This window comes from Ruegeria sp. BF10, assembly GCF_056538725.1.
On record NZ_JBQFTR010000003.1, the window covers coordinates 351,293 to 360,541 of the forward strand.

Below are 9,249 nucleotides of genomic sequence, written 5' to 3' on the forward strand. Positions count from 1 at the left end.
AATAGCCAGTTATTGAAGCAACTGGTGATCGGGCGCCATGTCACAAACTGTCAGCGCTGCTTTGGCGCGCAAACTGTCTGTTGGACGAAAAGATCTGGGCGATCGCCCGCGTTCGGTTCTGCGGGCGCTGCGCTTGGGGTTTGCGCGGGCAGCAAGTGAGCGATTGAACCTTCCCTTGGCCGTCATCGGGGCAAAACAGGCCAACCGCACGCAGGATGACATGGTGGAATCAGTCGCTCAGGATTGGCTGATGCTGGTGTTTGACGGGCCGGAGGCGCGCGCTGGGATTTGCCTGAGCCCGCACGTGGTGTCCGCCGTTGTGCAAACCCAGACCATCGGTCACGTACTGCCCGGTGATCCCGACCCAAGGGCCTTCACGGATACGGATGCCGCCATGGTGGTGCCATTTATCGAAACCGCTCTGACCTTGTCCGCCGGCTCCATAGACGCTGCGGCCGAGGAGGTCTGCCTGACGGGATATGAGTTCGCGGCACGTGCGAAAGATTCGCGCGGCTTGTCGTTGGCCATGACTGAAGATGAATACCGCGTCTTCGATCTGACGGTTGATTTGGCCGGCGGGGCGCAGCAGGGACAGATCTCGATCTTTCTTCCAGAGCATCCTGCCACCCCGGAAAAGGCAGAGGAGGTCTCGGACCCGGCCGGTCCCCGACTCGAGCAGGCATCAGGTGTTGTGCGGGCGGAACTGAACGCCGTCTTGTGCCGGATGTCGCTGCCATTGTCCGATCTGTCAGAAATTCAACCTGGATGTGTTTTGCCATTGCGCGGGGCGCGTCTGGACAGAACTGAGATATTGACCATCGACCGAAAGCCAACGGGTATTGGCCGCCTTGGTCAATGTGGTGGGTTGCGCGCCGTTCGATTGAACGAACATGCAGCCTTACCCGCCTTGTCGGGGGACGACGCGCAGGAGTTCATCGAGAGCCGAGGGAGAATGCAGCCGCACGACCACCTGGTCGAACCGGATTCCAGCGCGGTGGATGTCATGCCGCCGGCAATAGGGGACGAGGGTTTGGACCTGACGGACACCGATCTGTCATTGAACGATTCCGAGCGGATGGTCGCAGAGATTTCGCAACTGGCTGGCCTTGACGCCGCCGACACGAATCCCGACGCAGAATAGGGCCTAATCTGCCTTGCTGCGGAGTTGTTCCAGGGCAGGGCGCAGGTTTTCCAGTTGATACCCGGCATTTGTCGTGGCGGCTAGAATGTCGTCCGTGCTCATGCGGTCGCATTGACCAAGGGCCCAGACCACCGAACATCGAGTGCCCGAGGCGCAATAAGCCAGAACCGGACCATCGCAGTTTTCTGCCAGGTCACGCTGCCGCTTTGCGATCTCGGGCGTCATGGTCTGGTGGGTCAGCTCCAACACCTCGTATTCCATGCCCGCGGCACGGACGGCTTCACCGATCGCGTCGGATTGCATGATCGCGGGAACCTCAACATCGGGCCGGTTGCAGATCACCTTGACGAAGCCTGCCTCGGCAATTGCCGGGACGTCTTCAACCGTGATCTGCGGCGAGACAGCATAGCGGGGCGTGATCGGTCGAATCTCCATGCGAAATCCTTAGGCCGCGTTTGCGGCTCTGTCCAGTTGAGCCCCTAGCGTTGGTGCGATGAACATGCCTGCAATCATCGCGATCAGAAAGACCAGCCCACCCAAACCACCATATGTCAGCGAGGCCATCGCCGGTCCCGGGCAAAGCCCGGCCAAGCCCCAGCCCATTCCGAACAGGACGGAACCAATGATGAGCCTGCGATCAACCTCGGACCTCGCAGGGGGTGGAAAATCGCCTCCGGTCAAGGCCTTGCGCCCGGTGGTCAGCCTCCAGGCCAGAAGCATCGGCAGGATGGCGCCACCCATCACAAAGGCCAGGGTCGGGTCCCAGTTTCCGAAAACATCCAGCCAACCCTGAACTTTGGTCGTGTCCGTCATGCCCGAAATCAACAATCCGGCACCGAAAAGCGATCCTGCAAGCAAAGCAATCAAAAGGCGCATCAGATCAACCCCCAAACATGGCGCAGCAGGACGAGGGTCATTCCGCCGGCAAGGATATAGAATACGGTGGCCACGATGCCGCGCAGAGAAAACCGCGAGATGCCACAGACCCCGTGACCCGACGTGCAGCCATTGGCGATACGCGTTCCCACACCGACCAGAAGCCCGGCCACAACAACAAGGCCCAGATTGTTGGTAAGATGCGTTTGGGCCTCGGGGGCGATCAGTGGCCGCAGCAGAAGCGGCATTCCGATCAACCCGGCGATGAAGGCCAGACGTTCAGCTTTGGTGTCGCCGGCCTCACCATCGACAAGGCCACCCAAAATGCCGCTTGCACCCATGATCCTGCCATTTCCAAGCAGGTACACGGCTCCGCCCAGGCCAATCAGCAGGCCACCGCACAGCCCCCAGATCCACTCGATGTTCATGTGGGTTTATCCTTTTTTGATTGATTTGACTTGCGTCAGATTTTGTTCACCGGCAGCTTCAGGAATACATCGCCTTGCTCATCAGCAGGCGGCATTTGCCCGGCCCGCATGTTGACCTGCAAAGAGGGCAGGATCAGGCGCGGCATGGCAAGGGTGGCGTCCCTTGCGTCGCGCATTTCCACGAATTCTTCGATGCTCCGCCCTTTTCCGATATGGACGTTCAGCGCTTTCTGTTCGCCTACCGTCGTTTCCCAGGCATATTCATCGCGGCCCGGCGCTTTGTAGTCATGTCCGACGAAGATGCGCGTTTCGTCTGGCAGCGACAGGATTTTCTGGATCGATTCAAACAATGTGGCTGAGGAGCCACCGGGAAAATCGCAGCGCGCCGTTCCGAAATCCGGCATGAACAGCGTGTCGCCCACAAAGGCGGCGTCGCCTATCACATAGGTCAGGCAGGCCGGGGTATGCCCCGGGGTATGGAGAACATCGCCCCGCATCTGCCCAATGTGGAAACTGTCCCCCTCCGAGAACAAGGCGTCGAACTGGCTGCCATCGCGCTGGAACTCGGTTCCTTCATTGAAGACTTTGCCGAACGTGTCCTGCACGGTGACGATCTGAGCGCCTATTCCGATTTTGCCACCCAGTTCCTGTTGCAGGTAGGGGGCCGCGGACAGGTGATCGGCGTGAACGTGGCTTTCCAGAATCCATTCGACCTTTAGATCGTGCGCGCGCACAAAGTCGATGATTGCGTCAGCCGATTTTGTCTCTGTGCGCCCCGACGCGTGATCGAAATCCAGGACACTGTCGATGATGGCGCAGGCACGCCCTTGCGGTTCATGAACAACGTAGGACACCGTGAAGGTTTGATCGTCAAAAAACGCTTTCACTGTGGGTGTCATGATTTCCTCCGTATCGGTTGTCACAATCATATATGTAAAATGGAATGTGATGCAACATCGAACCTGTGTTTGATGCGGGTCAAGGCATTCGCAATTGAAACAGCCTAAAATTTGGGTCATCCGCGCCGGATTGCCGAAAACGCGAACGTGTTGGGCAATATCCCGCACAATTTCAGGTTAACATCAGCGGGTCTTATTCCCGTTACCTATATCTGGGATACTGGCGACACTTGGGAGGGTATTATGACATCGACAAGTCTTTTTTCCGAAGCAGAACGGCTTGAGCAAGAGCTCAGAAATGCGAGCCTTGATACGCGTTTGGCGCTTCAGCCGAGTGTGAGCAAGGTTGTCGACCGTATGCGACAGCAGGGGATGCAGGTGCCGTCCCGCCTGCGGCGTCTGGATGCAGCCCTGTGCGAAGACGCTATGGAAGCGCAGTTCGATAACCTGCCGGTTTGATACAAGAAGTCATCCAAAGGATATCCCGAGGATGACCAGCATCAATCCAAGAACGGACAGGAACAAAGACGCCAAGTTCCAAGGCAAAACGCCCTGAACGGTCGCGCGCAATTCGTCGTCTGACAGACCCGCTTTGCGCGCTTTCATCACGCGAAGAATGCACCAGATCAGGCCGGCGAGTCCGGCCAGAGAAAGGGCTGCGCCGCCCCAGGTGATGAATTCGAACATGGTGCCCTACATCTCTTCTTGAACTTCCCCCCCCCCGCGCTTACCGGATCGGATCGCGCCGTACAAGCACACTTGGGGTTTGGGTGGGATTGGGTGCTTGCGACCAGGGCGGCGGCATTGTATCCGGCTTCCTGCATCAGATTTCAGCCCGTGGGACGGACGCGTATGGAAGGCATCATCAACAATCAGGCTGACCCCAACTGTCGCGTGACTGCTGATGAAACGTGCCAGTTCATCGAACGGTTTGAGGGTCTGGATGCGGTGAAAACAACCTGGTGGAACAACGGAAAGAAGCCATGGCCGAGGCCCGGGCACGTCGTTGCTTCTGCCTCTAGAAAACTGTTTTGTGTGTAGCAACCAGAGTTTGAGACGAATACACGGGGTATGAACTGTATTCTCTTAGCGGTGATGATCCAGAATTGGGAAGAATTGGATGAGCATGTCGGAAGAAGCAGAAGCAAGTTACAAGGTCACCTCTGGGGAGCTGCGCCAATTTGTTGAGCGTATCGAGCGCCTGGAGTTGGAAAAGAAAGACATCGCGGATCAAATAAAGGAAGTGTACGCAGAGAGTAAATCACGCGGCTACGATGTGAAGGCTCTTCGCAGCATCATTTCTCTCAGAAAAAGAGATAAGGATGATATTGCCGAGCAAGAGGCTGTCATCGAGATGTACAAAGAAGCCTTGGGCATGAACTAAGACCGGTTCTTGGCAAAAGTGCTATTTCAGTCAGGCTGACGAAAGCTTTGCGAAGAAAAGCGCGTCACTGGCCAAGCCTGCAACATGTACAGCCAGACCGGGCGGAGATTTCAAAATCGAAGACCTGGCTGGCTGTCCGGTGATTGCTTATTGCCTCAGTGGCCTTGTGGGTTTGCAGGGTCCTTGCGGACGACCAAATCTGTTTTTCACAGGCAGATCTTCAATGTGTCAGAAAGCCGAAGCTGCGGTTGCTGAAGACCTTGTTGCCTTTTTTGATAGTTTATCCGAGGCAAGTCCTGCCTCGTGATTGCCCGAAGGCGTGCGGCTCAAGGGCTGGGTTTTTTTGGTATTGAAAATCGTTGAAGATTCCTAATCCGTATTTTAGCCGTGTGGCACATGCGACGGAGCTGTGCAGAATCCTCGATCGCCACTGAGGGCGCGAGCGCCGCAAAGCATCCTGTCGGTCAACCAAAGGCCGGTCATGCACCAACCAACAAAGCCAGACCACTCAAGAGGGGCTGATCGGCGCGACCGACACCTTTTCGGTATAGGGCTTGGTAGTGTTTTGAACTCAGCGCTCGGTAATGAAGGACAGTCCGGACACGAGCTGTTTCAGTCCAAGCGCCGCGCCCGCAAAGATCGCGGCGAATGTCACGGGCGCGCTGTAGGCCAGAAGTGAAAAGGCAGATATGCCTTGTCCGACGCTGCAACCGACTGCGATGATCGCTCCGGGGCCCATGATCGCCGCGCCCAGCATTTGCCGTTTCAGTTCACGTGGATCTTCGCAGGCTTCCCAGCGAAAATGGCCCTTTGACCAGGATCCCAAAAACGCGCCGATCAGAACGCCCGAGACGGATCCGACGGCAAAAGACAACGTGTTTCCGGACGCTGTCATCAAGTAGAATATCGTGTCACCCAAGGGTGCAGCGAAGGTGTGGGTTTGCACCGGCTCACCGTCAAAACCGTGGGTCGCTACCCAGTTCGTGCCAAGCCAGCCCGAAACGATCGCCAGTCCAACCACAGATCCCCAGAACACTTGCGCTGGCGTGCGGCGGAACTGCTGGTTCGCCAAAGCAAAGACCACCAAAACAATACCGACGGCAGAACCGAAGAGCCACGCCGGAACAGAAGTCATCCGTTCAGCAAGAAAGCTGACGCTTTGGGGGGCGCTGAGATCCATTTCGACTGGAAACAGCCAAACCCGAAGATATGCCAGGGGGCCCGACATTACGACATACGCCGAAAGACCCATGATCAGAACGATGACGAAGGATCGAAGGTCGCCACCGCCCAGTCTTGCCAACGCGCCATAGCCGCAGTTCCCGCTGATGGCCATTCCATAACCGAACATGAGGCCGCCCACGATCGAACCGATCGGGTTCCAGGTCTGGGCAAGGTAGCGTGTCCCGACAGGGTCAAGCCACCCGAACGCCATGGCGGTATGGCTTCCAACAATCGCAACGCCAATCGCAACCGCCCACATGCGAAGACGCCGATCATCATCCGCGTAAAGGTAATCTTCGATGGCACCCAACGTGCAAAAGCGCCCGATGCGTGCGGCCAGCCCCAATGCGATGCCTCCAATCAAACCGATCAGAGCAACGGCATTTGCGTCTCCCAATGCTTCGAGCATTGCCAGTCTCCTCCCAAAGCTGGCGGCGTCTTGACCGGCTTCTACGTGTCCCGGCAGAAAAGATCGTAGACGACTTCCAGTATTTGCGTCGAACGATCATCAGCCAGTCTGTAATAGATAGTCTTACCCTCGCGCCGTGTTTTGACCAAGCCTTCAAAGCGCAGTCGGGACAACTGTTGGGATACGGCGGCCTGTCTCGCCGACAGCATCTCTTCCATCTGGGTGACGGACTTTTCACCCGATGACAGATAGCACAAGATCATCAGGCGCCCCTCGTGGCTGATGGCCTTAAGGAAGTTTGATGCCGTTTGCGCGTTCTCCATCATTCGGTCCAGATCTTCTGCGCACATGTCTTTTGTGAACACTGGCAGTTTCGATGGTTTATCCAACAAGATCGCCTCGCTTTCTCAGCTTCACGCATTCAAAACAGTTTATGTAATATACCGTCGTTTATCCAGAAGTCTCAATCTGTACCCCTGCGTCACGTAGCAGCACGCCCAACATGCCCCAAAAAAAGTCTTCGCCGGGGTACCCTTCGATCCGGCCGACTTCGCGGCCGTTGTTCAGCAAAACAAAGGTTGGAGTGTAGTACAGAGGTCTTCCCAGTTCGATTCCATCCGGCATGGATGCATGGATGTCTATGCGCTGAAGCGGGGCGGCATTTCCTTCCGGTGTTTTCGGGTAGATCCCCGAGATTTCGGAATCCCATCGGGCACACCACATGCACCCATCTTCTTCGGCCATCAGAAGTGTCATTTCCGCCCGTAAAACCCGGGGCGAAACAAGCAACGTGACCGCAAGCACAAGCAGGAAAAGGTGGCGCATCTCAAGCTCCGATTGACCGCGGCGACATATCTTTATTACTTTGAATGTATGAATGATAGCGCGCCAGGACAGGTTTGACCATGCTCGACATTACATTTGCAGGAGCTCTGGTCGCTGGGCTGTTGTCCTTTCTGTCCCCCTGCATCCTTCCGATTGTGCCGTTCTACCTCAGCTATCTGGCGGGTGTCGGGATGGAGCAGATTTCCGCGAATTCCGCCATTTCCGGCAACGTTCGCCGCAGGGCAACGCTTGCTGCAATCGCATTTTCAGCGGGGATCATAACGATTTTTATGGCTCTCGGAGCCACGGCTTCGATATTCGGACAACTTGTTCGCGAATACTTCGATATCCTTCGTTGGATGGCGGCAGCCATCATCGTGACGATGGGTTTGCATTTCCTTGGGCTGATTCGCATCGGGTTTCTGTATCGCCAGTTTCGGGCAGACGTCGGCGAGACATCAAACCTGAGCCTGATCGGGGCATATGTTCTTGGACTGGCATTTGCTTTCGGCTGGACGCCCTGTGTCGGGCCGGTGCTTGCTGCAATCCTGTTTACAGCGGCCGGAACCGAGACGGCTTGGCGTGGAGCGGTTCTTTTGTTCGTCTACGGGGTAGGAATGACCGCACCGTTTGTTCTGGCGGCTTTCTTGGTTCGCCCCTTCATGCAGTGGATGGCGCGGTTCAGAAAGCATTTGCCTCTGATCGAGAAGGGGATGGGCGCGTTGTTGATTCTGTTCGGCGTCCTGATCGCAACCAACTCGATCAATCAAGTCGCCCAATGGATGCTGGACCATATGCCCTGGCTTGCGGCCATCGGATAATACGGGAGGAAAATATGAAGCGAACATTGTCAGTATTGATGGCATGCTTGTTGGGCATGGCGGTTTCCGCCGCCGAGCTTGGCGACGACGGGTTGCATAAAACACCGTGGATGCGCGACACGTTCAAAGACCTTCGCGAGGATCTTGAAGAGGCGTCAGGTGAAGGCAAGCGGTTGGTTTTGTTTATCGAGCAACAGGGCTGCATCTATTGCAAGAAAATGCACGAAGAGGTTTTCCCCCAGCCTGACCTGGCGGCGTTCATCGAAGAGAACTTTTTTGTCGTCCAACTGGATTTGCACGGAAGTACCACGGCCACCGACTTTGATGGGGAAGAGAGCGAGCAAAGAGCGCTGATGCGCAAATGGGGGATTCTGTTTACCCCGACCCTTGTATTTCTGCCGGAAGAAGTTCCCGAGGACGCCACCGCCATTGAAGCTGCGGTTGCAGTAATGCCGGGAGCGTTCGCCAAAGGAACAACTTTGGACCTTTTCACCTGGGTCTACGAGAAGCGGTACGAACTTGATAATGGTGAAGATTTTCAGCGATATCACGCGCGACGCATTCAGGAGCGAAACAATGTTTCGCAAGACTGAGGGTCGGAGTTATAAATAAAAAAATTCATTGTAATGAATTTAATGTTGCGACAGACCGCACTCGTCGACTACGGTACACAAATGCTTTGGGTCGCAAGGCGCCGTCGGCGTATTAGCAAATGGGAGGGATCATGAAGCTGAGACTCTTAACATTGGTCTGCGCAATGACGGGGGCTGCCGCTTTTGCTGCGGAGACAGACCCGGAAAGCGTAACCTATGGTGAATATGGTGAGGTAGAGGCGTCTTTGACCGGCACCGCCGGTGATGCGGCAAATGGCGCGCTGATCGTTGGCGACAAGTCAAAAGGCAATTGCGTGGCGTGCCACGCGGTATCGGCTTTGGCCGACATTCCATTCCAGGGCGAGGTTGGCCCGGCGCTGGATGGTGCCGGTGATCGTTGGTCCGAGGCCGAGCTTCGCGGACTGGTTGCAAACGCGAAAATGACGTTCGAAGGCACGGTGATGCCGGCATTCTACAAGGATGACGGCTATATCCGCCCGGGCGACGCCTATACCGGCAAAGCCCCGACCGAGCCTCTGACGTCGATCCTGACAGCGCAGGAAATCGAAGACGTGGTCGCGTTTCTTGCGACCCTGAAAGAGCAATAGTCGCGCTTCCAAAGTGTGATTGTCGAAGATTCAAAGGAGAT

General features: G+C 56.2%; 14 protein-coding genes. 6 read left to right on the top strand and 8 right to left on the bottom strand.

Going from position 1 to position 9,249, the window contains the following annotated elements; all coding sequences use genetic code 11:
* Positions 1 to 37: 37 nt before the first annotated feature.
* Entirely contained in the window at positions 38 to 1,141 is a 1,104-nt protein-coding gene (locus ACR0DJ_RS14750; RefSeq protein WP_170345076.1) for a FliM/FliN family flagellar motor C-terminal domain-containing protein, read from the top strand.
* Positions 1,142 to 1,144: 3 nt separating this feature from the next.
* Here ACR0DJ_RS14750 and ACR0DJ_RS14755 read toward each other — a convergent pair whose 3' ends face one another.
* The 4 genes from ACR0DJ_RS14755 to ACR0DJ_RS14770 are packed head-to-tail and all read right to left on the bottom strand — an operon-like array spanning position 1,145 to position 3,344.
* Positions 1,145 to 1,576: a protein tyrosine phosphatase family protein gene (locus ACR0DJ_RS14755; protein WP_170345077.1), complete on the bottom strand. Its 432-nt coding sequence runs from the start codon at positions 1,574 to 1,576 to the stop codon at positions 1,145 to 1,147.
* A gap of 9 nt (positions 1,577 to 1,585) precedes the next feature.
* A complete protein-coding gene (locus tag ACR0DJ_RS14760; protein WP_170345078.1) occupies positions 1,586 to 2,017 on the bottom strand; it encodes a DUF6691 family protein in 432 nt (143 codons plus the stop codon).
* Entirely contained in the window at positions 2,017 to 2,445 is a 429-nt protein-coding gene (locus ACR0DJ_RS14765; protein ID WP_170345079.1) for a YeeE/YedE family protein, read from the bottom strand. Before ACR0DJ_RS14765 ends, ACR0DJ_RS14760 begins: the two co-directional genes overlap by 1 nt.
* 35 nt (positions 2,446 to 2,480) lie before the next feature.
* Positions 2,481 to 3,344, bottom strand: a complete 864-nt coding sequence (locus tag ACR0DJ_RS14770; RefSeq protein ID WP_170345080.1) for an MBL fold metallo-hydrolase — start codon at positions 3,342 to 3,344, stop codon at positions 2,481 to 2,483.
* 243 nt (positions 3,345 to 3,587) lie between these two features.
* On the opposite strand from ACR0DJ_RS14770, the gene ACR0DJ_RS14775 reads away from it, so the two are divergent.
* The gene (locus tag ACR0DJ_RS14775; protein WP_425079730.1) at positions 3,588 to 3,803 is read left to right on the top strand and encodes a hypothetical protein; all 216 of its coding nucleotides are present in this window, start codon (positions 3,588 to 3,590) and stop codon (positions 3,801 to 3,803) included.
* 9 nt (positions 3,804 to 3,812) lie between these two features.
* Here the strand turns inward: ACR0DJ_RS14775 and ACR0DJ_RS14780 are convergent, their stop codons facing one another.
* Positions 3,813 to 4,031, bottom strand: coding sequence for a hypothetical protein (locus ACR0DJ_RS14780; RefSeq protein ID WP_170345082.1), 219 nt, complete (start codon positions 4,029 to 4,031; stop codon positions 3,813 to 3,815).
* Positions 4,032 to 4,464: 433 nt separating this feature from the next.
* On the opposite strand from ACR0DJ_RS14780, the gene ACR0DJ_RS14785 reads away from it, so the two are divergent.
* Positions 4,465 to 4,728, top strand: a complete 264-nt coding sequence (locus tag ACR0DJ_RS14785) for a DUF2312 domain-containing protein (protein WP_152457363.1) — start codon at positions 4,465 to 4,467, stop codon at positions 4,726 to 4,728.
* A 571-nt stretch (positions 4,729 to 5,299) separates the two neighbouring features.
* Here the strand turns inward: ACR0DJ_RS14785 and ACR0DJ_RS14790 are convergent.
* The 3 genes from ACR0DJ_RS14790 to ACR0DJ_RS14800 all read right to left on the bottom strand — a co-directional run bounded on the left by ACR0DJ_RS14790 (position 5,300) and on the right by ACR0DJ_RS14800 (position 7,186).
* Entirely contained in the window at positions 5,300 to 6,361 is a 1,062-nt protein-coding gene (locus ACR0DJ_RS14790; protein WP_170345083.1) for a YeeE/YedE family protein, read from the bottom strand.
* A 41-nt stretch (positions 6,362 to 6,402) separates the two neighbouring features.
* Positions 6,403 to 6,711 carry an ArsR/SmtB family transcription factor gene (locus tag ACR0DJ_RS14795; protein ID WP_170345129.1) on the bottom strand — a complete coding sequence of 103 codons (309 nt, stop codon included), beginning with the start codon at positions 6,709 to 6,711 and terminating at the stop codon, positions 6,403 to 6,405.
* 100 nt (positions 6,712 to 6,811) lie between these two features.
* The gene (locus tag ACR0DJ_RS14800; RefSeq protein WP_170345084.1) at positions 6,812 to 7,186 is read right to left on the bottom strand and encodes a thioredoxin domain-containing protein; all 375 of its coding nucleotides are present in this window, start codon (positions 7,184 to 7,186) and stop codon (positions 6,812 to 6,814) included.
* Positions 7,187 to 7,266: 80 nt separating this feature from the next.
* On the opposite strand from ACR0DJ_RS14800, the gene ACR0DJ_RS14805 reads away from it, so the two are divergent.
* From ACR0DJ_RS14805 to soxX, 3 genes are all read left to right on the top strand, one after another.
* On the top strand, positions 7,267 to 8,007 hold the full coding sequence (locus ACR0DJ_RS14805) for a cytochrome c biogenesis CcdA family protein (protein ID WP_480685427.1): 741 nt from the start codon (positions 7,267 to 7,269) through the stop codon (positions 8,005 to 8,007).
* A 14-nt stretch (positions 8,008 to 8,021) separates the two neighbouring features.
* The gene (locus ACR0DJ_RS14810; RefSeq protein ID WP_425079729.1) at positions 8,022 to 8,600 is read left to right on the top strand and encodes a thioredoxin family protein; all 579 of its coding nucleotides are present in this window, start codon (positions 8,022 to 8,024) and stop codon (positions 8,598 to 8,600) included.
* A gap of 131 nt (positions 8,601 to 8,731) precedes the next feature.
* Complete coding sequence (gene soxX / locus ACR0DJ_RS14815) at positions 8,732 to 9,208, top strand: sulfur oxidation c-type cytochrome SoxX (RefSeq protein ID WP_257600278.1); 477 nt, start codon at positions 8,732 to 8,734, stop codon at positions 9,206 to 9,208.
* The last annotated feature ends 41 nt before the right edge of the window (positions 9,209 to 9,249 follow it).

Bases quoted from the DNA above. Each gene is read 5' to 3' on its own strand.
- ACR0DJ_RS14805 (WP_480685427.1), top strand. From the start codon at position 7,267: ATGCTCGACATTACATTTGCAGGAGCTCTGGTCGCTGGGCTGTTGTCC.
- ACR0DJ_RS14795 (WP_170345129.1), bottom strand. From the start codon at position 6,711: ATGTGCGCAGAAGATCTGGACCGAATGATGGAGAACGCGCAAACGGCA.
- ACR0DJ_RS14760 (WP_170345078.1), bottom strand. From the start codon at position 2,017: ATGCGCCTTTTGATTGCTTTGCTTGCAGGATCGCTTTTCGGTGCCGGA.
- ACR0DJ_RS14775 (WP_425079730.1), top strand. From the start codon at position 3,588: ATGACATCGACAAGTCTTTTTTCCGAAGCAGAACGGCTTGAGCAAGAG.
- ACR0DJ_RS14780 (WP_170345082.1), bottom strand. From the start codon at position 4,031: ATGTTCGAATTCATCACCTGGGGCGGCGCAGCCCTTTCTCTGGCCGGA.
- ACR0DJ_RS14770 (WP_170345080.1), bottom strand. From the start codon at position 3,344: ATGACACCCACAGTGAAAGCGTTTTTTGACGATCAAACCTTCACGGTG.
- ACR0DJ_RS14810 (WP_425079729.1), top strand. From the start codon at position 8,022: ATGAAGCGAACATTGTCAGTATTGATGGCATGCTTGTTGGGCATGGCG.
- ACR0DJ_RS14790 (WP_170345083.1), bottom strand. From the start codon at position 6,361: ATGCTCGAAGCATTGGGAGACGCAAATGCCGTTGCTCTGATCGGTTTG.
- ACR0DJ_RS14800 (WP_170345084.1), bottom strand. From the start codon at position 7,186: ATGCGCCACCTTTTCCTGCTTGTGCTTGCGGTCACGTTGCTTGTTTCG.
- ACR0DJ_RS14750 (WP_170345076.1), top strand. From the start codon at position 38: ATGTCACAAACTGTCAGCGCTGCTTTGGCGCGCAAACTGTCTGTTGGA.
- soxX (WP_257600278.1), top strand. From the start codon at position 8,732: ATGAAGCTGAGACTCTTAACATTGGTCTGCGCAATGACGGGGGCTGCC.
- ACR0DJ_RS14765 (WP_170345079.1), bottom strand. From the start codon at position 2,445: ATGAACATCGAGTGGATCTGGGGGCTGTGCGGTGGCCTGCTGATTGGC.
- ACR0DJ_RS14755 (WP_170345077.1), bottom strand. From the start codon at position 1,576: ATGGAGATTCGACCGATCACGCCCCGCTATGCTGTCTCGCCGCAGATC.
- ACR0DJ_RS14785 (WP_152457363.1), top strand. From the start codon at position 4,465: ATGAGCATGTCGGAAGAAGCAGAAGCAAGTTACAAGGTCACCTCTGGG.